This window comes from Streptomyces mauvecolor (assembly GCF_039532965.1).
GTDB lineage: Bacteria > Actinomycetota > Actinomycetes > Streptomycetales > Streptomycetaceae > Streptomyces > Streptomyces violascens.
In genome coordinates this window covers 942,883-965,928 of sequence record NZ_BAAASQ010000008.1, presented here as the reverse complement: position 1 = coordinate 965,928, position 23,046 = coordinate 942,883, and the positions used below count along the sequence as shown (strand labels likewise).

Below are 23,046 nucleotides of genomic sequence, written 5' to 3'. Positions count from 1 at the left end.
TGCCGGAACTTCCGTCGCCGCCACCAGGAACGCCGCCGCGCGTCAAAGCCGCGTACAACCGGCCGCGGCCGCCCCGCTCAGGTGGACGGTCGGATCGACAGTGCGTGCTGGAAGATGTCGCGCGGGTCCCAACGGGCCTTGACCTGTTGGAGGCGCGGGTAGTTGCCCTTGTAGTACAGGGTGTGCCACGGCACGCCCGAGGTGTTCCACTCGGGGTCGGCCAGGTCGGCGTCCGGGTAGTTGATGTACGAGCCGTCGCTGACCGCGCCGGGCACGGGGACGCCGCCGCTGTCGGCATACACATCACGGTAGAGGTTGCGGACCCAGGCGAGGTTGGTGGCGTCGTCGCGCTCGTCGGACCAGATCGTCTGGTAGACGGCTTTCATGATCACATCGCGTTGGGCGACGGCGGTGGCGTCGGCCGGTACGGCGCCGACCTGGCCCCCGTATCCGACCAGGAGCATGCCACCGCCCGCCGTTCCCGAACTGTTGGTCAAGTTCCGGTGAATGGCCGTCAGTTGGGCATCGGTGAACGAGCGGCGCAGATAGCCTGCCTTGATCTTGTAGCGGCGGGTGCCGACGTTGCCGGGCTCGCCGGTGCCCGGCCAGGTGGTCGGGTGCAGCCAGGGCATCGAAAGCCAGGTCTCATGGCCCGCGAGCCCGGTGCCCGCGGTGACCTGTTTCGCGAACTCGCTCACCATGGTCCGGGCACCCGGAATGTCCGCGTCGATCTGTACGGTCATCAGGAAGCCGCCCGCGCTGCGGTGCATCGGGATGAGGATCGCGTACAGGCCTGCGTACGGCGAACCGGGCGCGCTGTTGCGTTCGTGCCAGGTACCGAAGTTGTGCAGCAGCCTGGTGAACGCCTGCCGGGTCATCTTCTCGTCCCAGGGCCAGGTGATCAGATACGCCAGCTGCTCGCGCGGTGCGGCGGGCAGGAGCCGGGACGGGTCGCTCCCGCGCGGGCCGGGCGAACGCAGCCAGTACCGGGTGACCACCCCGAAGTTCCCGCCGCCTCCACCCGTGTGGGCCCAGAACAGGTCGCGGTGCGGGTCGTCCGGCTCGCGCGTCGCCACTACCGCGCGGGCGGTGCCGTCCTGGCCGACCACCACCACCTCCACGCCGTAGAGGTGGTCCACCACCGATCCGTACCGGCGGGACAGCGGCCCGTACCCGCCACCTGCGAAGTGCCCGCCCGCTCCGACCTCCGGGCAGCCGCCCGCAGGTATGGTCACGCCCCATCCCTTGAACAGCGTCCGGTAGACGTGCCCGAGCGTGGCACCCGGCTGCACCGCGAAAGCGCCGCGCGCCGCGTCGTAGCCGACGGCGTCCATGGGCGACATGTCCAGGAGCATCCGCACGGCCGGGTCGGCGGTGAAGTTCTCGAAACAGTGTCCGCCGCTGCGCACCGCCACCCTGCGACCGGACCGTACGGCGTCGGCGACCGCGCGCACCACCTGCTCGGTCGAGCCGACGACACGGATCTCGTCCGGCCGTCCCACGAAGCGGAAGTTGTTGCCGCGCAGCAGGCTCTCGTAACGGGTGTCCCCCGGACGGACCGTCACCGGCCCGAACGCTGTCGACTCCCCCGTTGCCGCGCCGGTCTCCGCGGCAGCGGCGGAAGCCGGTGGGCCGACCACGCTCGCTGCCGCGCCTGCCGCGGCCATCGCCCCTGCCGCCGCGAGCAGCCCGCGACGGTTCAACGGATTCGGGTCCGTCCCGCTCACCACGGCCTCCCGCCCGGGCCGGCCGTCACGAGCAGCCCGGACGGCGCCGTCGACCAGCCACCTGCGTCAGGGCGACGTTCAGTCATTCCCCGTAACTCACGACGCCCTCCGCACGGGCGAGGTGCGCAACGGGCGCGTCTGTCCGCGTGGCACATATCAACTCCCCTTCTCTATACGGTTGCTGACGTCTCATCATGCCGTCTTCCCGCATGGCGACCCACCCCTTCGGGATGCCGGTTCATGCCAGGCCCGCCGCGATGGCGCGGCGCACGGCGTCGGCGCGGTCCCTGATGTCCGCCTTGGCGAACAGGTTGTTGATGTGGGTCTTGACCGTGGCCTCGCTGATGAACAGCTTCTCGGCGATCGCCCGGTTCGGCAGGCCCTGGCCGATCAGGGTCAGCACCTCGCGTTCGCGCGGGGTGATGTCGCCGGGCAGCACCTGTTGGGGCGTCGGGGCCTTGGTGCGGGCCGTGGCCAGGAGCCTGTCCTGGACCTCGCGGTCGAGGACGGACTGGCCCGCCGCGGCCGCGCGGATGGCGCGGGCGATGTCCTCGCGCCCCGCGTTCTTGGTCAGGTATCCGCGGGCCCCGGCGCTCAGCGCTGCCAGGATCGAGTCGTCGTCGGCGAAGGTGGTCAGGACGACGACGGCCACCTCCGGGTGCTCCTCGGTCAGCCGTCGCGTCGCCTCGATGCCGTCCATCACCGGCATGCGCAGGTCCATCAGGACGACGTCCACGGGCCCCGCGGCGACCGCGGTGAGCACCTGGGTCCCGTCGGCGGCGGCCGCGACGACCTCGATGTCCTCCGACAGGCCCAGGACCGCGGCCAGCGGCTCCCGCACGGCGGCCTGGTCGTCGGCCACGATCACCTTCAACCGCTGCTCGTTCTGCGTCGGTTCACTCATCCCGGGATCACTGCCTCCACTTGCCAGCCGCCTTCGTCCGGTCCGGCCACCACCGGGCCCGCCGTGATCGTTCCGCCAAGGAGGGCGGCCCGTTCACGCATGCCGATCAGCCCCATGCCGCTGCCGACGCCCGGGCTCGCCTCACGGGTCGCCGGACTGTTGCTCACCGTCAGTTTCATGGACTCCGCGGCGTACGTCAGCTCCACGCGGATATCGCCGCCCGGCGCGTGCCGCGCCGCGTTGGTCAGCGCCTCCTGCGCGATCCGCAGCAGATTCTGGGTCACCCGGGACGGCACTTCGCGGGCGGTGCCCGTCACCGTCAGCGCGTCGCGGTGGCCGGACGACTCCACCATCGCGGTCAGGCTCTCCACCAGCGGCAGGGAGTCCTCACGCAGCGCGTGCACGGTCCACTGGGCCTGCTTCAGGCTCTCCTTGACCATGCTGTGCGCCTTCCTGTTCGCCTCGCGGACCTTGTCCAGGTCGCCCGTGTCGATCAGCGCGTCCGCCAGCTCCAGTTGCATGTTGATGCCTGCCAGCGAGTGGGCCAGGACGTCGTGCACGTCGCGGGCGATCCGGCCGCGTTCGGTCAGTACGGCGGTCTTGGCTTCGGCGCGGGCGGCCCGTTCCGCGGACTCGGCCGCCGAGATCGCCGCCCGTACGGCCTGCCGGTTGCTGCGATTGAGGATGCCGATCAGGACCGGACCGCCGGTGGTCAGGCCGAGCGTCCAGGGCAGCAGATCGTGGCCGGAGCCGAGGCGGAAGTACAGCACGCCGCTGCACAGCACACTGCACAGCGCCGCGAGAGCAAGGGCCCGTCTGGACTCCAGGCGGAACCCGATGTGCCCGACGAGGAAGTACGCGAAGAGGTAACTCGATCCGCTGGTGCTGACGCCGAGCAGTGCCGCCGCGGCGAGGATGCCGGCGGTGAGCCACACCAGGGCGACGCGTGGGGGAACCCTGTCCTCGGGCAGGTGGCGGGCCGCCAGCGCGACACAGTTCACCAGGAGCAGGGCGCCGCATGCCAGGCCCCGGCCGCTGAGGTCCAGCGGCCGGACCGTCCAGATCGCGGAACCGATGACGAACAGGGTCAGGGCCCACTGCATGCGCGGGTCGTGGCCGGGCACGGCCCGCGGGCCGGCCTCGTGGTGCGAGGCCGGCCCGGGGGCCGGGGCGCTCTGGGCTTCGGGCACGGCGTGACCATAGCCCACGGTCAGGCCGTACGGTCGAGCACGGGGGCGGTTCGCGCCGCCGCCGCGAGCGGCTGCCGGTGGGCGACCATCCGGCCGCGGAGGAAGATCGTGGCGAGCCTCGTGACGACCTCGGTGAGCGCCATCAGGACGAATGCGGCGACCCACGCCTGATCCGTGGTGATGTGGTGGGCGATGCTGAACCGGGCGACGTCGGCGGCGCCGCCGTGCTCGACCCACACCTGGAAGCCCATCCGGGCGCCCATGCCGAGCACCCACAGGACCGCGGAGACCGCCCCGGCCTTGATCAGCAGGTGCTCCCCCGCGACACGGATCCGGGTGTAGACGCCGCCGGCGATGCCGAGCGCCGCGCCCACGGCCATCAGCGCTCCGATGAGCACCAGGTCATTGCCCGCCGTGGGGATCGAGTCGAGGTAGGTGTGGGCGACGAAGGCCACGATCCCCAGCGGGATCAGGAAGGTCTTGAGGTCGAGGCGGCCTTCCCGCAGCTGCCGGAAGACGACGAGGACGAGCGCGATGTCGGTGATCCAGTCGGTCGTTGTCATGCCCTCAAGACTGCTGCGGTCCGGCCTCGCGCACCTGGACCCACGGGTGGAACCGAGGGTGGAGATGGCTTGCCGCCACGCGTCCACCCCGAGGGGTCAGTGGAGGGTGGGCCGGTAGACGAGCTCCTGGATGTGACCGTCGAGCGTACGGTGCTCGAGCAGTTCCAGGTCGAAGTCGGCGGCGCCTTCGAAGATCCGGTCGAGTCCGGTCTGGCCGGTGATGACGGGGAAGAGCGTCACCTGCACGCGGTCGACCAGACCGGCGGCCATCAGCGCCCGGTTCATGGAGAGGCTGCCGTGCGAGCGCAACGGCACGTCGGACTCCTCCTTGAGCCGGGCGACGACATCGACGGCGTCACCACTCACGATGGTCGCGTCCGGCCAGTCGAGCGGGCCTTCCAGGGTCGTCGACACCACCGTCGCGGGCATGCTCCTCATCCGCGTGACCCAGGGGTCACGCACGTCGGAATCCTCGGTGCTCTCGGCCAGCATCCGCGCGAAGGCCCGATAGGTGTTGGCCCCGAAGACCATCCGCTGCTCCGGTACGTACAGGGCGAGGCGGTGGTCGAGCAGCTCGGGGCCCTGCTTGCCCCAGTAGCCGGTCCAGTTGGCGCTGGCGCCACCGAAGCCGTCCAGGCTGGAAAAGACATCGAAGGTGTACGTGGCGGTCATGTCGTTCTCCTCAGGTGCGGTCGGCCGGCACGGCGGGGCGGACTGACGGCCTTCCCCGGCCGGGCTTCGCAGACTGTCGCACCCATGGACCCGGCGCGCTTGCGAAACTCATCGCTGTGCCACCACACGTGGTCCCGACCACTCGAATGGCATGTGATCAACGACCGACGGCACGGGAGCCCTTACGTCGAACGGCTACGGTGCACAGCACTGTCCTCACCAGCGGACAGCCGTGAAGTCGATCGGGCGGGGCCTGAGCATGCGCGTGCGTTCGGCGAGCGACCGCAAGCGGTGGGACATCTCGTCGCCCGCCAGGCGGTGGCGGTCCCCATGGCCGGGCAGGACCCATTCGAATCGCAGCCGTCCGGCCGTTCTGGCCAGGGAGATGGCCAACTCCTCGATGGAGTACCAGGTCACGCTGTCCGCGACCTCCAGATCGGCGGTGGCGCGCGACCAGTAGAAACTGTCACCGCTGAAGCAGTACCGGTCGTCGGCGAGGTAGAGCACGCTCCCCCGGGTGTGGCCGGGAAGGGGGTGGGCGGTGACTCCCTCCCCGATCCCGACGGGGTCGAGGCCCCGGATCACCTGGTCGGCGTCCGGCGCCGCGTCGAGGTCTCCCTCGTGGATCCACAGGCGGGCGCCGAAGTGGTCCGCGTAATGCCGGCCGTGTGCGGCATGGTCCCGGTGAGTGAGCAGCACATCGGTGACCGGGCCCAACGCCGTGTAACGCTGGGCGAGTTCACGGCTCCAGCGCGGGGTGTCGATCATCATCGCCGTGCCGGACGGTCGCAGCAGGAGGTAGGAGTTGGCCCCTGCGGTGTGCTGGGAATTGTGTCCGCATAACAGCAAGCCGTCGTCCAGAACCATCGGAAACGGGTCGCGCGCCGGGTCGATCCGCCCGGACGTCATGCGAATCGAGCGTGTGGGACAGGCGAAGACCGCGGCGTGAAGGCTCCGTGTCTCCGCCTCATCGCGCGGGGAGCGCAGAATCTGCGACTTTCCGTCGGCCTCGACGATCAGGTCGGGCGCGAGTTGCCGGGCGACATCGCAGTTGGTGCAGCGATCGTCCACGTACCAGCCGTCCATGACAGGACTCCTTCCAGAGGTCCAGGGATCCCCAGGCCCAAAGGTCCACAGGTCGAATCGGAGCAGGGCCGTCGCCGCCCCACCAGGTCGAGGCGGCAGCGGACCGGATACATTAGCTGCATCGCCAAGTATCTTAATCGCGAAGGTAAATGGGAACCCCGCATGCGCGTCAATCACCAGGACGAACCGGCCGATGAACCGGCCGACCGGATCATCGCGTCCCTGACGGACCTCGCCGGAGCCCTGGGACGGCTCAACGACCTGATCGCCCAGCGTCTCGGCATCGCGCAGACCGATCTGCTCTGCCTGCACATGCTCAACCGCGCCGGGGCCTGTACCGCCGGTGCTCTCAGCGCTCGACTCGGGCGTACCACCGGCGCGGTCACGCACATGATCGACCGCTTGGAGAAGGCGGGGTACGTCCAGCGCAAACCGGACCCGCAGGACCGCCGCCGCGTACTCGTCGAAGCCTTTGCCCCAGGGCTCGAACGGATCGCCTCGTTCTACGACCAGATGGACGCCCGCAGCCGTCGGCTGACGGCCACCTTCTCCGACGACCAGCTCGCGGCGATCCAGGCCTTCCTTCAGGGCAGTTACGAAAGCACCGTCGAAGAGTGTGACCAGCTGATCCGGTAGCCCGGCCCGGGCAGCACCGGCCCGGGCGCTGCGCCGTCGGGTGGAACCGCCGGGCGGGGCGAGCGTGGGGCGCCGGGCTCGGGGGCGCGGCCGCAGTTAGCTTGCCGGTGCTGCCCACCGAAGCCCCTGGAGAGCCATGTCTTCCCCTGTCCAGCCCCCCGCGGCCGAGGCGAAGCCGGGCCAGGCACGCCCGGGCCAGGTGCTGCGCAACCCCAAGATCTGGAAGTTCCCGACAGTCATCGTCTCGCTGGCTGTGCTGCTGCTCTCGCTCCTGTACATGGGCGGCATCATCGACCCCAACGGCCATATGCACCGGCTGCCCATCGGTCTGGTCAACGCCGACCGCGGTGCCGTCATGGGCGGGCGACACACCAATCTGGGTGCGCAGATCACCGACTCGATCTCCGGGGCCTCCGACGAGCGGGTCTCCTGGAGACGACTGGAGCCGACCGCGGCCCAACAGCAGCTGGCCACGGGCAAGCTGTACGGGGTCCTTGAGGTTCCCGAGGGCTTCACCGCGGCGGTGGCGGCACTTCCCAACGGCACGGCGACACCCCCTGCACGGCCCACGATGACCGTCCTCACCAACCCGGGCGTGGGCAGCCTCGCCTCTTCCTTGGCCGGCAACATCAATCAGACGGCCGCCCACCAGGCCTCGCTGCAACTCGGCAAAACACTCACCGCGACCTCCGCCGGTGCGAGCGGCGCGGCACGGCTGCTGCTCGCCGACCCGATCAGCGTCACGGTCAAGGTCGGCCACCCGATCGGGACGCACAGCGGTCTGGGCCTGACCGCCTTCTACTACGCACTGCTGCTGGTGCTCGCCGGCTTCATGGGCGGCAACATCATCAGCAACGGCGTCGATGTGGGTCTGGGCTACGCGGACAGCGAGATCGGCCCCTGGCACACCCGTCGCCCGGTGGTGCCGATCAGTCGCACCCGGACCCTGATCGTCAAGTGGGCCATGTCCGTCGCGATCGCCGCGCTGACATCCGCTGTGATCATGCTGGCCTGTGTGGTGATCCTGGGAATGGACGCCTCGCACCTGTGGCTGCTGTGGGTGTTCTCGTTCTGCGCGAGCGCCACCGTGGGCCTCGGAGTGCAGTCCGTCAACGCGGCGTTCGGCGGCATCGGTCAGCTCGTCAGCATGTTCGTCTTCATCGTGCTCGCCCTGCCCTCCTCGGGCACGACGATTCCGCTGGAGGCGTTGCCCGGCTTCTACCGCTGGCTGTCGGTGTTCGAACCGATGCGACAACTCGGCGGAGGAGTGCGAGCCATCCTGTACTTCGACGCACGCGCCGAGGCCGGACTCACCCGCGCCTGGGTCATGATCTCCGTCGGCGCGGTGGTGGCACTGGCCTTCGGCCTGGCCGCGGCCTCCTACTACGACCGCAAGGGGCTGCACCGGATGGTGCCGAAGGACTCCTGACCGAGTGTTCGGCCGCGTGCGGACGCAAGCGGCGATGACCCGTCAAGTGCCATACGCTTTCCGGCCTCCCCGCGCCTGACGGGTGCCTATCTGCACGGCTACGAGTGGCTCCACGGCAGGGGATCAGGTGCCGCGCGCACCGACCTCACGGTGTTCAGCCCCGCCGCATTGTGGGCGGCGGGGACGCTCATCTCATGACTGACGCGGAGGGGGCGGCCGCGATGAAGGTACTCACCACCGCGTTGTGCCACGCCGGGTGACCTGGCCGCCGGGCTCTGCCAGTTGTCCCCCTTCCCGTCAGTCTTCACGTCGGCCGTGCTGTCGGCGGCAGGGCATGAAGCCGATCCTTCGGCATCAGCGGCGGGGTTCAATCTTCAGGTCACCGCGGGTGAACGCGCGGCCCGTGTCGCTGGCGAGCATGTCGTGCGGGAAGCCGAGCCCGATCGCGCCGGCCTCGTCGAGACGGGCCAGTTGGGCGGCGGTGAAGTCGACGTCCAAGGCACCCAGATTGTCCTCCAGTTGGGCGGGCGTGCGGGCGCCGATGATCGGTGCCGTCACGGCCGGGTTCCGCAGCGTCCAGGCGAGCCCGACCTGGGCGGGTGTGCGGCCCAGCTCGCAGGCGACCTCCTTCACGACATCCACGACGGCGAGGTTGCGTTCGGTGAGCGTGCCGCCGGCGATGGTGACGCTCCTGCGGGTTCCGTCGGCGGAGGCGGCGCTCGGCGCGGTCAAGGTGTCGCGCCCGTACTTGCCGGTGAGCACCCCGCCCGCCAGCGGTGACCACGGGACCACCCCCAACCCCATCTCGCGTGCCATGGGGATCAGATCGCGTTCCCCGGTGCGTTCGATCAGGTTGTACTCGATCTGCAGCGCAACCAGCGGCGACCAGCCGCGCAGGTCGGCGATCGCCTGCATGCGCGACACCTGCCAGGCCGGGGCGTTGGAGATCGCCACGTACAAGACCTTGCCCTGGCGGACCAGATCGTCCATGCCGCGCAGGATCTCCTCGACCGGCGTCGTGAAATCCCAGACGTGCAGGTAGAGCAGATCGATGTAGTCCGTATTCAGCTGTCGCAGACTGGCTTCCACCGACGCGAACAGGGCCTTGCGGTGATTCCCCCCGGAGTTCGGATCGCCGGGCCGGCGCAACGTCGAGTATTTCGTCGCAAGCACCAGGCTTTCACGGTTGTCGCGGGCGAATTCGCCCAGCAGGCGCTCGGAGCTGCCGTTGGTATATGTACTGGCGGTGTCGATGAAATTGCCGCCGCGCTCGACGTAGAGGTCGAACAGCTTGCGCGCCTCGTCCTGCTCGGCGCCCCAGCCCCACTCGGTCCCGAAGGTCGCCGCGCCCAGCGCCAGCGGGGAGACCCGCAGCCCTGAGCGGCCAAGGAGCCGGTAGCTGTCGAGGGTGAGCGACATGGTGTCCTCCTGTGCTTGTGATCCGTTGCCGGAGACAAGTCTGTGACCGCCGCGAGCCGGGGATAAGGGAGAGAAATTCCTGGGAATGCCAGTCCTACCCTTGGCTGTTGATCGAACGTGATGACCCGCGCCGTAGACCCGACAGAGGAGCTGGCCGCGTTCCTGCGGACCCGTCGCGAGCGCTTGGACCCGAACGATTTCCCCCTGCCGTCGCGTCGCCGGGCCCGGCGGACCCCGGGACTGCGCCGCGAAGAGGTCGCCGAACTGGCCGGTGTCAGCACCGACTACATCGTGCGGCTCGAACAGGGCCGCGGGCTGCGGCCCTCGGCGAATGTGGTGGAGGCGCTGGCCCGGGCGCTGCGCCTGCCCCCCGACGAACGCGACTATCTCTTCAACCTGGCCCGGCAGCGCCCCCGCACCACCGACAAGCCGGCCACCACGGCAGCGCCGCCGCTGGCCCACCTGGTCGCCGGCCTGTCGCCACTGCCGGCCATGCTGCTGAACCACCGCTACGACATCCTGGCCTGGAACACCGAAATGGCAGCGCTGCTGGTTGATTTCGGCACCTTGCCTCCACCGCAACGCAATGCGATCTGGCTGTGCCTGATGCATCCGCGGATCCGTGATTTCTACGTCGATCGCGAACGCGTCGTGCGGGAGGGGATCGCCCATCTGCGCGCCGCATGGGCCGCACATCCGGACGATCAGGCGTTGACCGGCCTCATCACCGAATTCACCACGCACGACGAGGAATTCGCACGCCTGTGGGCCGAGCGGGACATCAAGGTCAACGGCCGCGGGCACAAAGCGATGCGGCATCCAGACGCCGGAGTGATCTCAGTGGATTTCGAAGTGCTCGTGCCACTGCAAGATCCCGACCAACGGTTGGTGATCTACCGCGCCGCCGACGACGAGAGCGAGTCGGCGTTGGACCAGTTGTGCGCACGGTGATGTCGAACCCTCCCTTCACGTACGACAGCCGGAACAGCAACAGATCTGCAGCGGCCGGGGGCGGCAAGACCTGGCCGGCCTCACGCGCAGTGCCCACAGGGCCCTGAGCTCGTCGGTGCCGAGCCCGGTGCCGCCGTCTCGTCTCCCGGTCAGCCATGGCCGCCGGAGCTCGAAGACGAGAGCCGGATCGGCCGGGTCCGGCACCCGGCGGGCCTGGTACGCCCACGCGCAGACCACCGACGAGTACGCCGTCGCCGAAGACCGCGCCGCAAACATGCGGGGCATGACGCACTGCCGGTGCCGGATGGGCAGGCGGTTTGATTGACTCGGGGCATGAGTGATCTCTTCGTCAAGATCTGCGGTCTGCGGACCGCGCAGGATGTCGACACCTGCGTCGAGGCGGGCGCGGACGCGGTCGGGTTCGTGTTCGCGACCAGTGCGCGCACGGTCGACGCCGCCACCGCACGGCGGCTCGCCGAACGCGTACCGGCGCACATCCTCACGGTGGGCGTCTTCCGCGGCCAGCCGCTCGACGAGGTGCGCCGCCTCATGGAGGAGAGCGGCGTCCGTGCCGTCCAGCTGCACGGCGACGAGGGCCCGGAGTACTACGAGGCGCTGCGGGCGCCGGGCCGCACGCTGATCCGGGCCACGGCCGCCACCGGGATCCCGGCTCGGCTCGGCGCGCTGGGTGAGGACCTGCTGCTCCTCGACGCGCCCGACCCCGGTTCGGGCAAACCGTGGAACTGGGCCTCCCCCGGGTTCGCCGCTCCCACCGGGCGCTGGCTGCTCGCGGGTGGACTGCACCCGGGCAACGTCCGCCGGGCCGCCGACGTCACCGGCGCCTGGGGAGTGGACGTCTCCAGCGGTGTCGAGAGCGAACGCGGCGTCAAATCAACGGAGTTGATCCGCTCCTTCATCACGGCGGCCCGTAACTGACATCGCACCCGCCCTCCCCCGGCCCTCCCACTCGGCCGGAACTGCCGACAAAGCACATCACCTCGACGGTGTCCTCGGCGTGACGCCGCTGCCCTGAGAGGATCAAGCCACGTTGGAAGCCCGCAGAGGAATGGACAGCGAGCAATGACAAACAGAGCGCGCATCGTCGTACTCGACCCGGTCGATCCTGACGCCCTGGACGCCCTTGCCCAGGCCCACGAGGTCGAGGTACGGATCCGCCCCGGCCACGACGAACTCCTGGCCCTCGCCGCCGGGGCCGACGCCCTCGTGGTGCGCAGCGGCGTACGCATCACGGCCGACGTCATCACCGCGGGTCAGCGCCTGAGAGTGGTGGCGCGGGCCGGGTCCGGCACCGACAACATCGACCTGGAAGCCGCCCGGGAAGCCGGAGTCCAGGTGTTCAACATCCCCGGCGCCTCGGCCGGGGCCGTCGCCGAACTCGCCCTCGGGCTGCTCCTCGCGGTGACCCGCAACATCGCCCGCGCCGACCGGCAGATCCGGGACGGCATCTGGGACAAGCCGAACCTGGCGGGCCCCGAGCTGCGCGACCATGTCCTCGGAGTGGTCGGCCAGGGCCCGATCGGTTCCCGCATCGCCGAGCTCGCGAACGCCCTCGGCATGCGCGTCCTCGCCTCCGTGGCCCGGCCCTCGCCCGAGCGGGACGCCGTACTGCGCGAGCGCGGCGTCGAACGCGTCGAGCTGCCCGAGCTGCTCGCCACCGCCGACGCGGTGTGCCTGTCCGTGCCGCTCACGGAGCACACGCGCGGGCTGATCGGCGAGGCGGAACTCGCCCTGATGGGCACCGGCTCCTACCTCGTCGATGTGTCCCGCGCCGGAGTCGTCGACGAGGCCGCACTGCTGCGGGCACTGCGCGAGAAGACCATCGCGGGTGCCGCCCTCGATGTGCACAGCCAGGAGAACGGCACCCCCGAGTTCGCCGCCCTGGACAACGTGGTGCTGACTCCGCACATCGGCGCCACCACGACGGATGCCCAGGCCAAGGTCGGCCGCATCCTGGTCAGCGAGCTCAATGCGGCGCTGTCCGGCGGCTCCGCCACGAGCAGGGTGTGCTGACCGCGACCGACCCGGCCGACGGCATCCCTCCGGGACCTACCTGAACAGGCGGTCGCCGCTGGTGGCCATGCGGTGCGTGGCGCTGTGCCGACTCACCCAGTCGGTGATGAGCTTGACGGCGTTGGCGCACTGCCAGGTGTTGTCGTACTCCTTGACTCCGTTGAAGGCGCCGTAGCCCGCGATGATGCCGTCGACACGTGCGTCGCCCAGCAGTTTGTCGACGTACCACGGGTCGTTGTAGGTGGTCGTCCAGGACAACGTGGCCGCGAGCCTTCCGGCGGCGCGGTCGCCGGCGCCCTTCTTCAGTTCGGCGCACGTGTTCCAGGTGGCTTCCGTGCAGTTGCCGAATCCCTTGGTGATGTCGGAGTCGCCGTAGTCCATCGCCCGATGACCGGTCGGGAATCCGGAGCCGGACCGGTCGAAGGCGCCGACGACCTGGTCGCGGGTCCCGGTGCTCGTGATGCCCTCAAGGCTGCCGAGCCTGCCCTCCAGACTCTTCCAGCCCCTGCCGCCCACGTCCGGGGTGCTGCCGCCGTGGTACTCGAAGAATCCGTAGAGCACCTGGATTCCGGCGGCCGTCAGCCGCTGCGCCTTGTCGCGCAGCCCGGCGACACTGCAGGCACGGTTGGGCGCTTCTCCGCAGTAGTTGGGGTCCTTGATGTCCAGCCAGACCAGCGCAAGGCGGCGCCCCGCCTTGGCGTTGGAGAGGATACGGTCGATCATGCTGTCGAAGCTGGGGCCGTACCGGTTGTCACCGGCAGAGGAGCAGTCGTGATAGGCACGCCATTCGTTCGGGTTCCACCAGGCGCAGACGTCGATCTCGATGCCGTTGGCGCCATGGTTGAGCGCGGCGTCCACGCCGTCCAGGGTGTCGACCCGGTGCGCGATGGCGTAGATCGCGTGACGCTGATCGGCTGCCGCCGCCGGGGTCGTGCCGAGCACGGTGACACCGAGGATCCCACAGAGCGCCGCGATCAGGGCCCGTAATGTCCGGCGGCCGAAGCCGTGTTGGAGGTCAGTGGTCAAGGGGTGGTACTCCTTCGGATCTGTGCCCTGAGCCGGGCGGATGTGCGAAGCACGGTGGATCTATCCGAAAAAGTAGCCTGGCCACGGCAGATTTCATGACATGTTCTCGGCCTGCTTTCCTCGTCAAATGGCCATAGTGGGCGTCGAGTTCGCGCGGTCAGAACCAGTGCAGGCAGTGCGGGGGACGCTCGGCGCGGAAGAGGGCGTCGGCTAGGGCGGCCGCGCCCGGGCGGTGGGCGCGGATGTGTCCGGCCCGTACGAGCGTGCTCGGGGCGGTGCCGCCGAGGTAGACCGAGCCGAGGTCGCTCACGTCGAGGGACAGGTCGGGCTCCCGGCTGGTCGGGGCGCACTCGGCCTTGCCGTCCCGGACGGTCAGCAGATGGCGGCCGTGCTCGCCGAGGAACGGGTCGTCGACGTCGAGGACGAGCTCGCCGTCCGTGAACCAGCCGCGCGAGGTCAGCGCCCGCGGGACGTCGAGGAGCCGCACCCAGAGCCAGTCGGTGTCGTTGCTGACCTCGCCGGCACGGAAGTCCGCGAGCTGCCAGCGCAGCGGGTGTTCGGGCGGCACATGCTTGAACACGACCTGGGCGACCAGGTCGTGTCCGAGCACGAACCGGGCCAGGGCCGTGAAGACGGCGTCGTCGATGGCGACGGTCTCGTCGACCGTCAAGGTCTCGTGCTCGCCCACCGAATAGCTGGCATACCCGTCCGGTACGCCGTCGGCGTCGCGGTGGACCGCGACGTAGCGCGGCGCCGGAGAGACCGGGGGCTGTCCCGCGCCCAGGGCCCACCAGCGGTGCGGCCGGGACACCGCGCCGGGCTGTGCGCGGCGGTACCGGTCGTAGACCTCTTCCAGGATCCGGCCGCACTCGGCACGCCGCAGCACCTCGACCGAGCCCGCCGTCGGGTCGTCGGCCGGTGCGCCCGCCCGGGGCTGGGCGAGGACGCCCCGGTGGCGCGGCACCGTCAGCCGCTGCGTGTAGGTCGCCGGTCCGTAACCGAACCTGCGGTAGATCAGGGCCTCGGAGGCCAGCAGGACGGAGAGGACCTCGCCTCGGGCGCGCAGGTCGGTGAGCTGATGCCGCATCATCGCGCTGAGCACACCCTGGCGTCGGTGCGAGGGCAGGACGCCGACGGCGGTCACCCCGGCGGCCGGGACGAGGATCTCGCCGGGCAGGGTGAGCTCGAAGGAGTACGCACCGGCGGTTCCGACGGGCCGCCCGTCCTCCGCCATGGCGAACAGGTTGCGGTCCATTTCGAACGCCGACCACCACCCTGTGCTGCCCTCCTTCGGGGGTTCCGGGAAGCGCCCGAACGCGGCGTGAAGTGTGCTGACGAAGAGGTCGAGGTCCTGGTCGGTGGTGGGACGTATCTCCATTGGTGCCGTTGCCTCCCTGGGATGCCGGCATCACTAAGCGTGCTGCCCGGCCACAGTGCAACGTTGCCCCGACGACAAGGTCAAGCGAATTACGGTCTGCCGCAAGCCGATCGGGCGCGCGGTGGCCCGGCAGGTCTCTTCCGGTGGTGTCTCGGTGCCCGGGTCGTTGACGGGGTTCCGTCGGCGTCGAAGACGGGCTTGCGGAGGGGGACGACGTTCCGTCCTTGGGGACGCCGGGGTTGGGCTGGATGCGCTCGACGTGCTGACGCCGAGCCTGCGCGATCGACGCAACTACCGGTGATGCAGACGGTGTTGCCGGGCTTCTCGGTTCCACGAGCGGTCCCGGGGAGAACCGGTGGCAATAAAGCGGTGGAACGGCACCGCCGTGCGCCATTACCGTGCTGGCGAACCACGTCGCCCAGGCAAGGACGTCCCGTTGTACACCGTGTGAGACCCCCCGAGTGCTGATTGGTCGCGCGTCGCGCAGGTTCGCGCCGCGCTGCTTTTTGCTGCGGACTTCTCACTGAGATCGGTGTACTTCTGTGCTCGAAAACTGGGTGGTCACATCCACCTGCCTGCCGCTCGTCCTCCGTCGTTGCCACGCGTGCGCGTCCGACCGCTTCCGGGCGAACGGCAAGTTCCGCGTCAACGCGAACCACAAACTCCTCGACGCCTGGCTTCTCGTCCTCTGCACCGGTTGCGGGGAAACGGCAAAGCTCACGGTCCTGGAGCGGATGAACGTGCGCTCCGTGCGACCCGAGCTCCTCGGCCGCATGCACGACAACGACCTGGGCCTGGCGGCCGAGTTGCTCCAGGATCCGGTCGTACGGCGCCGCAATCGCATCGCCCTCGACTGGGACAACGCCTGGCGCCTCGACACCGGCGGATCGGAGCGACCGGACTGCGAGGCCATCGACGTCTCGGTCCGTTTCGCGGCACGGATCCCTGTCCGGCCGGTGCGACTGATCGCCGAGGGCTTCGGTCTTTCACGAGCCGAGGTGGAGAGGCTGATCGATGAGGGGAACCTCGTGTCGGCGGTCCGGCTGAGCGGCAAGCTCTCCGGCGACTTCATGTTCACCCTCAAGCGCTGAACCCGCCTCGGCACCAGGGCCTGACCGTATACCGGCAAGATCCGCCGGACAGGCCCTGGTGCCGTAACCGTCAGTTTCCAACTCCCCGTATTTCAGTGGGAGTTCCGCATCGGCTCCATGTCAGCCCTGGCAGATTCCGCGCTCGTAGTCGACGGTGGCGGAAGCCTGGGAGTACTGCCACTGCGGGGCAAGGAGCTGGGTGTCGAGCTGCTTGGCGGCCGCGGGACTCTCCACCACGTAACCGAAGTCCTGGAGCCATGCCGGGTAGAGGTTCTTGGATCCGATGTAGAACGCCGAGCCGTCCACGGAGATCAGCTTGTGGTGCTGAGCGTAGGGATGACCGTCCGCCCACTTCGGGCTCGACGAGCTGCGGAACGTGGCCAGTTGGAGGTTCGAGCACATCGCGGTCCGTGCCGAACCCTGGTCGCCGGTGAGCAGGGCGATGCGGGCGCGGAGGGTGTCGCTGATCTCTGCGAGTGACTTGATCTGCGAGTATCCGCCGCTGCCCACGGCGCCACGGTTGGCGGGATCGCTGAGGACGATGCGGACCTTGACGCCGTCCGCCAGCTTGGCCGCCAGGGCGTCGTACGTGCGGATGTCGTAGCGCGGCAGCGGCGGGCAGGTCGCGTTGAGGTCCTGCTGAGAGATCTCGATGTGCCGGTCCGCGCTGGAGATCAGTGCCCGCAGGGCGCTCTCCTCCGGGTTGACGGTGTCGTAGTCCCGGTCGGCATTGGTGTTGTCGTGGAGGCCGACGACGCACTTGGTGTCCGGGGCGCTGGGCAGAGTGGGCCGGAACGCGGACGTGGGGTCGTTGCGTTGGATGCCGACCCCGAGTCCGCCCACCGCGATCACCGGCACATCACCCGAGGGCGTCACGGGTGCGGCGTCCCGGGCCAGGGACGGCATGCATCCGGCCCCGTTGGAGGACGCGAACCAGACGCTGGCGATGTTGTTCTTGTTCCGGCAGGTCCAGGACCACAGCTCGTCCAGGTACTTGCCGGCGGAGGCGGCGGCCGGTCCGCTCAGGGCCAGGTCGACGTCGGAGACCGGGTGGGAGGTGTCCAGGTAGTCGTCCTTCCAGTTGTTGATGCCTCCCGTGATCACCGACTGGCCGTCGACCACGAGCACCTTGGAGTGGTTCCAGGAGAAGGCGGTCTTCGACGTCGTCATCGACGCGACGTTGAGGGTGACGTTGGCCGCGTCCTCGCCGAGCCTGTCGACGAGTTCGTCGCGGTACTTCGACGGGACGACGTTCAGGTGGTAGATCGGCGCGGCGCCCACCAGCACACGCACCTTGAGCTTGTGGCCGGCCGCTGCCGAGGCCTTGAGACCGGCCACCACGGCATCCTGGAACGCCCCGTTGGGGAAGGGCGCGAGCGTGGATATGTCGACGGTTCCGGTCGCCCGGGAGATGTTCTCCGTCATCTTGGCGAGGAGCCGGCGCGTCCCGGGCCGGTCGGCACATGTGGCGTCACCCCAGCACCCGGGGGTCTGGAGCAGCCAGTCACCTCCGCCCGCCGCCGACGCGTCGAGGGTGTTGCCCCCGGTGCGCTCCCAGACCCGCCCTTCGAGTCCCGGAGAGACCTGGCGGAGCGCCTGCTCGACGGTGTCCAGGTGCGGGGCGGCCGGACCCGTGTCCGCCGTGGCGGGGGCCGCAGGCAGCAGGGCTGCCGCCATGGCCGGGACGGCGATGCCGAGGGCGAGAGCGGACGGGCGCCTTCGCGGATGACGAGCCAATTCGGGATTCCTTGTTCGGAGGAGCGCGGCCGCCACTACCGGCGAGCAGCAAGATCAACTCGCGGAAGCTACCAGCACTCCCGCCGGATCGTGGATCTGGGCATGCACGATCCGGCCACGCATCGACCGCCTCCACGCGGGGCTTGAATCGGGTGGGTGGGCTCCGCTGACGGCCCTCATCCGGTATCCGGGTGGCACATGCGCCGTCGTCCTGTCAGCATCTGCGGATGCGTATACGCCCAGACGATCTTGGCCACCTTTCCTACGTCCTCGACGGCGAAGGACCGCCCCTCGTGCTCGTGCACGCCGGCGTCGCCGATCACCGCATGTGGGACGCGGTCGTGCCCGCCCTCGCGGAACAGCACACCGTCATCCGCTACGACCTGCGCGGCTTCGGCGAGTCCGGGCCCCCGACCGGACCGTTCAGCGAGGCCGACGACCTGCGCCGGCTCCTGGACCACCTCGGCCACGAGCGTGTCCGGCTCGCCGGCGCGTCCTGGGGCGGGCGCGTGGCCGTGGACTTCACTCTCACCCACCCGGACCGGGTGCGCTCCCTGGCGCTGCTCGCCCCGCCGTGGCCGGGATACGACTGGTCAGCGGACATGGTCGCGTACGACGAGGCCGAAACAGCGGCCCTGGACGCGCACGACCTGAACACCGCCGTCCAGGTGAACCTGGACATGTGGCTGCGCGGTCCGGCCCGCGGCTGGGACTCTGTCGCCCCGGGCCTTGCCGACCAACTCCGCGGCCCGGTACGGACGTCACTGGTGAACCAGGACATCGTGGGCAAGCACTCCCAGGGCCCGGGCAACGGTGACCTCGCCGCCATCTCCGTCCCCACCCTGGTGGGCATCGGCAAGCTCGATGTCCCCGACTTCCAGGACATCGCCCGCCGGTACGCCGCCGAGATACCCGACACCACCCTGGTCGAGTTCTCCGCCGCCGCCCACCTCATCGCACTCGACGCACCCGCCGAACTCGCCGCAGCTCTGCGCCCGTTCCTCGCCCGTTGACGCTTGGGCGGCTGGCAGCCGGGCGGTACGGAGTCGTCAGAGGGCTGCCTCGGCAGCAGCTCCGGTGAAGGGGCCGAGCATTCCGAACGGCGCCCGGTCGCCCACGCACAGCTCCAGGATCAGGTGCGCCTTCGCGGCGGCCGACTCGCTGCGCGGGAACAGCGTCTCTTCGTAGGAGGTGAGGGCCGCTTCGGTGTCGCCGGGGTGCGCCGCGATCGCCTTTGCCCAGCTCGGCGGCGTCGAATAGGCGGCCGCGAAGCGGTCCTTCATCGAATGGCGTCCCGCACAACCTGGCAGGTTTGGCATGAGCCTGCCAGTCTTCCTGCGAACGGTTCATGAGGCAGGTCCACGCGACAGGAGGCTGATGAACATGCGCGTATTCGGTCGGGGCAGAGTGCGGACGGCGGCACTCGCGCTCCTGGCGGCCGCGGCACTGGCGGGCGGCACGGCGGCGACCGCCCCTGCGGCCGCGGCCGCCCACACCGCGAAGAAGGGGCCGACCTCGGTGGCCTACATCGAGGTGAACAGCAACAGCATGCTCAACGTCGGCAAGTACACACTGGCCAACGGCGGCGGCAACGTATTCGACGTCGCCGTCATTTTCGCGGCCAACATCAACTACGACACCAGCAAGAAGTCGGCGTACCTGTACTTCAACGACAACGTGCAACGCGTCCTCGACAACACGCAGACCCAGATCCGCCCGCTGCAGGCCAAGGGCATCAAGGTCATGCTGTCGGTTCTCGGCAACCATCAAGGCGCCGGCTTCGCCAACTTCCCGTCCAAGACGGCGGCCACGGCGTTCGCCAAGCAGCTCTCCGACGCCGTGACCAAGTACGGCCTCGACGGCATCGACTTCGACGACGAGTACGCCGAGTACGGAAACAACGGCACCGGCCAGCCCAACAGCAGCTCCTTCGTCTACCTGGTCTCCGCCTTGCGCGACAGCATGCCGGGCAAACTCATCTCCCTCTACAACATCGGCCCCGCCGCATCGCGACTGTCCTACGGCGGTGTGAACATCTCGTCGAAGTTCAACTACGCCTGGAACCCGTACTACGGCACCTGGGGCGTTCCGGGCATCGCGCTGCCCAAGTCGGCTCTGTCGCCCGCAGCCATCGACATCACGGCGACGCCCACGAGCACCGCGTCGAGCCTCGCCAAGCGAACGGTCAGTGAGGGCTACGGCGTGTACCTCACCTACAACCTGGACGGTTCCGACCGGCACACCTACATCTCGGGCTTCACCAAGCAGTTGTACGGAAGCGACGCCGTCTACACCCCGTAGGAACCCGGGTCGACGCACCATCAACAGGCGTGATTCGCAGGGGACTTGGAGTCAGCGACCGGTTGTTCCGTCGATCAGTTCGCGGAGGATGTCCGCCTGACCCGCGTGGCGGCCCGTCTCCTCGATCATGTGGGCCAGCGCCCAGCGGATGCTGGGAGCGGGGCGTCCCGGTCGCTGTCGGGGAACCGGTGCGCCGAGGTCGGTGCACCGGTCCACCACCGCGTTCGCGCGCGCCACGGTCTTCCGGTAGCGAGCGACGACGTCGGCCACACTGTCGGCCGGTGCGGCCTGGAACGTGGCCTGCCAGTCGGTGACTTGGTCGCCGAGGAACATCGCGCGCTCCACGAAGGTGAGGTGGTTGAGCAAGCCGAGCAGGTTCGTGCCCGACGGCACTTGGGCCGTTCGGACCTGTGGTTCCGGGCAGCTGTCGACCTTCGCGGCGACCGAGGTCCGCAGATAGTCGAGAAACCCGCGCAGGGTTTCGGTCTCGCTGTTTCCGGTCCGGGGTGGCGCAGTGTCACGAGGCATGTGGGTCTCCCCTGTCCAGTAGGTGGGAACGCCTCAGGCGGTGCGGCGGATGAGCAGGACGTGGTCGACGACCTGGGCGGTCCGTCCGTCCGGCCCGACCGCCGTCCGGTGGGGTGACTCGGACCGCTCGACCGTCCACATCGCCGGGTCCAGATCGATACCCGCGGCGACTTCCGCCGGGCTCGGGTAGTGCGCGTCGGGATCCTGGTTCCACGACCAGGGCGCCGTCGAGCCGTGGTCGACGACCAGCAACCGCCCGCCCACGCGGAGCGCGTGCGCGGCCCTGCGCAGGACGGTCGACCTGTCCAGGTCGAAGGGGGTGTGCAGGTAATGGGCGCAGATCAGGTCGAACTCGCCCTCCGGGAAGGAGTCGTGCAGGTCATGCTGTACGGCGACGACCCCGTCGCCCAGGCCTGCCGAGCGGGCAAGGCCGGCGAGCCGATCGGCCGCCACGGCCGAGATGTCGACGGCGGTGACGTGCCACCCCTGCCGGGCCAGCCACAGCGCGTCGCCGCCATTGCCGCATCCGAGGTCCAGCGCGTCGCCGGGCGGCAGGCCCGTGACCGTTTCGGTGAGGCGCGCATTGGGCTGCGGGTCGGCGGCCGCCGACCGGGCGGCGTACACGCCTTCCCAGTACGTGACCGCATCGGTGGTGCTGCTCATCGGGGCTCCTTCAGTCGCGAGGTTTGGTCGGACGGTCTGGTCGGGGTGGTCGGTGGGGATGCGCCCAGTCTTGCCGGGCCCACCGCGACCTGGCACGAAAACTTGCCGTTCTGGCAAGCTGGTCGTGTGGACCGTGAACGCGTGGACCGGGCGACGGACGACGTACTCGACGCGGTGGGGCCCCGGCTGCGGGCGTTGCGCCGCGACCGCGGCATCACCCTCGCCGATCTCGCGGCGACGACCGGGGTCTCGGAGAGCACCCTGTCCCGCCTGGAGAGCGGACAGCGCCGGGCGACCCTGGAGTTGCTGCTGCCGCTGGCCCGTATCTACGACGTTCCGCTGGACGACCTCGTCGGCGCCCCGCGCACGGGCGACCCCCGGATTCATCTGAAGCCGATCAGCCGGTTCGGGATGACATTCGTGCCGCTGTCCCGGCGGCCGGGCGGGGTGCACGCGTTCAAGATGCTCATCCCCGGGCGCCCGGAGCCGCTCGAACCGGCCCCGCAGACACACGAAGGCTTCGAGTGGCTGTATGTGCTCAACGGCCGACTGCGGCTGGTGATCGGTGAACGTGACCTGATCCTGCCGCCCGGCGAGGCGGCCGAGTTCGACACATCCCTGCCGCACTGGCTGGGCAGCGCCGACGGCGCCGCGGTCGAACTCCTCATCCTGTTCGGCCTGCAAGGGGTGCGTGCCCACGTACGCTCCGGGCCACATCCGTAGCCTCGCGGTCATGGGCGGAGGGCGCAGGCCGCGGTGGCGCGGGCTTCCGCACCGTCAGCGCGTCAGGAAAGCACGTAGCGCGGCGATCAGCGCGGCCGGATTGTCCTCCTGCACGTTGTGTCCCGCGTCCGGCACCACCACGAGTTCGCCGTCGGGAACGTTCCCCACCAGGCGTTCGGCGGTGGACTGGGACAGCACCCTGCTGCGCCCGCCGCGTACGAGCAGTACCGGCAGGCCCGTGAGCCGCGCCGGGAGGCGCTCGATGGCGGCGAGAATCGCGGGGAAGTCGGGTGGTCGCGGATCGCCCTTGGGCACCCAGTCGCCGTTGGGCACACGGCGGAACAACGTGCTCATGCGGTAGGCGACGCTTGCACGGTCGGCTCGCGGATTGACCCGCATCGCGGCGTCCACCACCGCGTCGAGTTCGGCGACCGGGCCAAGGCCTGCCATGAAGGCCCGCATGCGCCCGGTGCTCTCGAAGTCGACGCCGGGTGCGACGTCGATCAGCGCCAGCCGCTCGACGCGACCGGGGTACGCGTCGGCGACGTGGGCGGCGACGACGCCTCCGAGCGACATACCGACCAGTCGAACCCGGTCGAGGGCGAGGTGGTCGGCCGCGGCGGCGATGTCCTCGGCCATCGTGCCGATGCGGTAGTCGTCGGACCAGTCGCTGTCGCCGTGGCCGCGCAGGTCCAGTGCGACGAGCCGCGCCGCATCGCGCAGACCCAGGCAGACGAAGTCCCAGGTATGCGCGCTCAGTCCGCCTCCGTGCAACAGGAGCACCGCGGGTCCCGGTCCGCCCCAGTCGAATCCGTGCAACCGGCAGCCCGCGCGGGAGTAGAAGATCTCGGACGGCGGTGCCGCATCGTGGATCCGCACCCCCATCGACGCCGCCTGCGCGGTCATCGACGGGATCATGGTCCTTCCGTTCATCGCGGCACCCCTTACCTTGACCCATCAAGGTAAGCATCCCTTGCCTTGATGGGTCAAG

Annotated in this window: 23 protein-coding genes; 9 read left to right on the top strand and 14 right to left on the bottom strand. The window is 69.6% G+C overall.

From position 1 onward, the window contains the following. Window positions 1-77: 77 nt before the first annotated feature. From ABD346_RS12400 to ABD346_RS12375, 6 genes are all read right to left on the bottom strand, one after another. Window positions 78-1,727: an FAD-binding oxidoreductase gene (locus ABD346_RS12400; RefSeq protein WP_344374417.1), complete on the bottom strand. Its 1,650-nt coding sequence runs from the start codon at window positions 1,725-1,727 to the stop codon at window positions 78-80. Window positions 1,728-1,965: 238 nt separating this feature from the next. Next, window positions 1,966-2,631 carry a response regulator transcription factor gene (locus ABD346_RS12395; protein WP_344374416.1) on the bottom strand — a complete coding sequence of 222 codons (666 nt, stop codon included), beginning with the start codon at window positions 2,629-2,631 and terminating at the stop codon, window positions 1,966-1,968. Continuing rightward, the gene (locus ABD346_RS12390; RefSeq protein ID WP_344374489.1) at window positions 2,628-3,734 is read right to left on the bottom strand and encodes a sensor histidine kinase; all 1,107 of its coding nucleotides are present in this window, start codon (window positions 3,732-3,734) and stop codon (window positions 2,628-2,630) included. The genes ABD346_RS12395 and ABD346_RS12390 overlap by 4 nt, the downstream gene beginning before the upstream one ends. Window positions 3,735-3,841: 107 nt before the next feature. Beyond that, complete coding sequence (locus ABD346_RS12385) at window positions 3,842-4,384, bottom strand: hypothetical protein (protein WP_344374415.1); 543 nt, start codon at window positions 4,382-4,384, stop codon at window positions 3,842-3,844. Between the two features lie 96 nt (window positions 4,385-4,480). After that, window positions 4,481-5,056 (bottom strand): dihydrofolate reductase family protein, encoded by a 576-nt coding sequence (locus ABD346_RS12380; protein WP_344374414.1) that lies wholly within the window; start codon window positions 5,054-5,056, stop codon window positions 4,481-4,483. Between the two features lie 216 nt (window positions 5,057-5,272). Then, window positions 5,273-6,142 (bottom strand): 4Fe-4S domain-containing protein, encoded by an 870-nt coding sequence (locus ABD346_RS12375; RefSeq protein WP_344374413.1) that lies wholly within the window; start codon window positions 6,140-6,142, stop codon window positions 5,273-5,275. 162 nt (window positions 6,143-6,304) lie between these two features. Between ABD346_RS12375 and ABD346_RS12370 the strand changes: the two genes are divergently transcribed. Together ABD346_RS12370 and ABD346_RS12365 are read left to right on the top strand one after the other, a co-directional pair. Next, complete coding sequence (locus tag ABD346_RS12370; RefSeq protein ID WP_344374412.1) at window positions 6,305-6,778, top strand: MarR family winged helix-turn-helix transcriptional regulator; 474 nt, start codon at window positions 6,305-6,307, stop codon at window positions 6,776-6,778. A 136-nt stretch (window positions 6,779-6,914) separates the two neighbouring features. Beyond that, window positions 6,915-8,207, top strand: coding sequence for a YhgE/Pip domain-containing protein (locus ABD346_RS12365; RefSeq protein ID WP_344374411.1), 1,293 nt, complete (start codon window positions 6,915-6,917; stop codon window positions 8,205-8,207). 354 nt (window positions 8,208-8,561) lie between these two features. Here the strand turns inward: ABD346_RS12365 and ABD346_RS12360 are convergent, their stop codons facing one another. Beyond that, window positions 8,562-9,626 (bottom strand): aldo/keto reductase, encoded by a 1,065-nt coding sequence (locus ABD346_RS12360; protein ID WP_344374410.1) that lies wholly within the window; start codon window positions 9,624-9,626, stop codon window positions 8,562-8,564. Between the two features lie 120 nt (window positions 9,627-9,746). On the opposite strand from ABD346_RS12360, the gene ABD346_RS12355 reads away from it, so the two are divergent. The 3 genes from ABD346_RS12355 to ABD346_RS12345 all read left to right on the top strand — a co-directional run bounded on the left by ABD346_RS12355 (window position 9,747) and on the right by ABD346_RS12345 (window position 12,608). Next, complete coding sequence (locus ABD346_RS12355; RefSeq protein ID WP_344374409.1) at window positions 9,747-10,577, top strand: helix-turn-helix transcriptional regulator; 831 nt, start codon at window positions 9,747-9,749, stop codon at window positions 10,575-10,577. 333 nt (window positions 10,578-10,910) lie between these two features. Next, window positions 10,911-11,513: a phosphoribosylanthranilate isomerase gene (locus ABD346_RS12350; protein ID WP_344374408.1), complete on the top strand. Its 603-nt coding sequence runs from the start codon at window positions 10,911-10,913 to the stop codon at window positions 11,511-11,513. Between the two features lie 144 nt (window positions 11,514-11,657). Further along, window positions 11,658-12,608, top strand: coding sequence for an NAD(P)-dependent oxidoreductase (locus tag ABD346_RS12345; RefSeq protein WP_344374407.1), 951 nt, complete (start codon window positions 11,658-11,660; stop codon window positions 12,606-12,608). 36 nt (window positions 12,609-12,644) lie between these two features. Here ABD346_RS12345 and ABD346_RS12340 read toward each other — a convergent pair whose 3' ends face one another. Further along, window positions 12,645-13,634 carry a PI-PLC domain-containing protein gene (locus ABD346_RS12340; protein ID WP_344374406.1) on the bottom strand — a complete coding sequence of 330 codons (990 nt, stop codon included), beginning with the start codon at window positions 13,632-13,634 and terminating at the stop codon, window positions 12,645-12,647. Between the two features lie 157 nt (window positions 13,635-13,791). Further along, window positions 13,792-15,012 (bottom strand): GNAT family N-acetyltransferase, encoded by a 1,221-nt coding sequence (locus ABD346_RS12335; RefSeq protein WP_344374405.1) that lies wholly within the window; start codon window positions 15,010-15,012, stop codon window positions 13,792-13,794. 542 nt (window positions 15,013-15,554) lie between these two features. Between ABD346_RS12335 and ABD346_RS12330 the strand changes: the two genes are divergently transcribed. Continuing rightward, complete coding sequence (locus ABD346_RS12330; RefSeq protein ID WP_344374404.1) at window positions 15,555-16,103, top strand: DUF1062 domain-containing protein; 549 nt, start codon at window positions 15,555-15,557, stop codon at window positions 16,101-16,103. A gap of 120 nt (window positions 16,104-16,223) precedes the next feature. On the opposite strand, the gene ABD346_RS12325 is transcribed toward ABD346_RS12330, so the two are convergent. Further along, entirely contained in the window at window positions 16,224-17,840 is a 1,617-nt protein-coding gene (locus ABD346_RS12325; RefSeq protein ID WP_344374403.1) for a phospholipase D-like domain-containing protein, read from the bottom strand. A 227-nt stretch (window positions 17,841-18,067) separates the two neighbouring features. On the opposite strand from ABD346_RS12325, the gene ABD346_RS12320 reads away from it, so the two are divergent. Then, window positions 18,068-18,853: an alpha/beta fold hydrolase gene (locus ABD346_RS12320; protein WP_344374402.1), complete on the top strand. Its 786-nt coding sequence runs from the start codon at window positions 18,068-18,070 to the stop codon at window positions 18,851-18,853. Window positions 18,854-18,889: 36 nt separating this feature from the next. On the opposite strand, the gene ABD346_RS12315 is transcribed toward ABD346_RS12320, so the two are convergent. After that, a complete protein-coding gene (locus ABD346_RS12315; protein ID WP_344374401.1) occupies window positions 18,890-19,123 on the bottom strand; it encodes a hypothetical protein in 234 nt (77 codons plus the stop codon). Window positions 19,124-19,223: 100 nt separating this feature from the next. Between ABD346_RS12315 and ABD346_RS12310 the strand changes: the two genes are divergently transcribed. Further along, on the top strand, window positions 19,224-20,141 hold the full coding sequence (locus ABD346_RS12310) for an endo-beta-N-acetylglucosaminidase H (protein WP_344374400.1): 918 nt from the start codon (window positions 19,224-19,226) through the stop codon (window positions 20,139-20,141). 51 nt (window positions 20,142-20,192) lie between these two features. Here the strand turns inward: ABD346_RS12310 and ABD346_RS12305 are convergent, their stop codons facing one another. Then, window positions 20,193-20,669 carry a DinB family protein gene (locus tag ABD346_RS12305; protein ID WP_344374399.1) on the bottom strand — a complete coding sequence of 159 codons (477 nt, stop codon included), beginning with the start codon at window positions 20,667-20,669 and terminating at the stop codon, window positions 20,193-20,195. 33 nt (window positions 20,670-20,702) lie between these two features. Then, window positions 20,703-21,332: an SAM-dependent methyltransferase gene (locus ABD346_RS12300; RefSeq protein ID WP_344374398.1), complete on the bottom strand. Its 630-nt coding sequence runs from the start codon at window positions 21,330-21,332 to the stop codon at window positions 20,703-20,705. Window positions 21,333-21,473: 141 nt separating this feature from the next. On the opposite strand from ABD346_RS12300, the gene ABD346_RS12295 reads away from it, so the two are divergent. Continuing rightward, complete coding sequence (locus tag ABD346_RS12295) at window positions 21,474-22,055, top strand: helix-turn-helix domain-containing protein (RefSeq protein WP_344374488.1); 582 nt, start codon at window positions 21,474-21,476, stop codon at window positions 22,053-22,055. Between the two features lie 54 nt (window positions 22,056-22,109). On the opposite strand, the gene ABD346_RS12290 is transcribed toward ABD346_RS12295, so the two are convergent. Beyond that, window positions 22,110-22,988, bottom strand: coding sequence for an alpha/beta fold hydrolase (locus ABD346_RS12290; protein WP_344374397.1), 879 nt, complete (start codon window positions 22,986-22,988; stop codon window positions 22,110-22,112). Window positions 22,989-23,046: the final 58 nt, after the last annotated feature.

Excerpts from the sequence above, each read along its gene's own strand:
- ABD346_RS12310 (WP_344374400.1), top strand. The coding sequence starts at position 19,224 with ATGCGCGTATTCGGTCGGGGCAGAGTGCGGACGGCGGCACTCGCGCTC.
- ABD346_RS12375 (WP_344374413.1), bottom strand. The coding sequence starts at position 6,142 with ATGGACGGCTGGTACGTGGACGATCGCTGCACCAACTGCGATGTCGCC.
- ABD346_RS12360 (WP_344374410.1), bottom strand. The coding sequence starts at position 9,626 with ATGTCGCTCACCCTCGACAGCTACCGGCTCCTTGGCCGCTCAGGGCTG.
- ABD346_RS12390 (WP_344374489.1), bottom strand. The coding sequence starts at position 3,734 with ATGCAGTGGGCCCTGACCCTGTTCGTCATCGGTTCCGCGATCTGGACG.
- ABD346_RS12365 (WP_344374411.1), top strand. The coding sequence starts at position 6,915 with ATGTCTTCCCCTGTCCAGCCCCCCGCGGCCGAGGCGAAGCCGGGCCAG.
- ABD346_RS12320 (WP_344374402.1), top strand. The coding sequence starts at position 18,068 with ATGCGTATACGCCCAGACGATCTTGGCCACCTTTCCTACGTCCTCGAC.
- ABD346_RS12315 (WP_344374401.1), bottom strand. The coding sequence starts at position 19,123 with ATGAAGGACCGCTTCGCGGCCGCCTATTCGACGCCGCCGAGCTGGGCA.
- ABD346_RS12335 (WP_344374405.1), bottom strand. The coding sequence starts at position 15,012 with ATGGAGATACGTCCCACCACCGACCAGGACCTCGACCTCTTCGTCAGC.
- ABD346_RS12395 (WP_344374416.1), bottom strand. The coding sequence starts at position 2,631 with ATGAGTGAACCGACGCAGAACGAGCAGCGGTTGAAGGTGATCGTGGCC.
- ABD346_RS12350 (WP_344374408.1), top strand. The coding sequence starts at position 10,911 with ATGAGTGATCTCTTCGTCAAGATCTGCGGTCTGCGGACCGCGCAGGAT.
- ABD346_RS12380 (WP_344374414.1), bottom strand. The coding sequence starts at position 5,056 with ATGACCGCCACGTACACCTTCGATGTCTTTTCCAGCCTGGACGGCTTC.
- ABD346_RS12290 (WP_344374397.1), bottom strand. The coding sequence starts at position 22,988 with ATGAACGGAAGGACCATGATCCCGTCGATGACCGCGCAGGCGGCGTCG.
- ABD346_RS12300 (WP_344374398.1), bottom strand. The coding sequence starts at position 21,332 with ATGAGCAGCACCACCGATGCGGTCACGTACTGGGAAGGCGTGTACGCC.
- ABD346_RS12355 (WP_344374409.1), top strand. The coding sequence starts at position 9,747 with ATGACCCGCGCCGTAGACCCGACAGAGGAGCTGGCCGCGTTCCTGCGG.
- ABD346_RS12305 (WP_344374399.1), bottom strand. The coding sequence starts at position 20,669 with ATGCCTCGTGACACTGCGCCACCCCGGACCGGAAACAGCGAGACCGAA.
- ABD346_RS12345 (WP_344374407.1), top strand. The coding sequence starts at position 11,658 with ATGACAAACAGAGCGCGCATCGTCGTACTCGACCCGGTCGATCCTGAC.
- ABD346_RS12370 (WP_344374412.1), top strand. The coding sequence starts at position 6,305 with ATGCGCGTCAATCACCAGGACGAACCGGCCGATGAACCGGCCGACCGG.
- ABD346_RS12385 (WP_344374415.1), bottom strand. The coding sequence starts at position 4,384 with ATGACAACGACCGACTGGATCACCGACATCGCGCTCGTCCTCGTCGTC.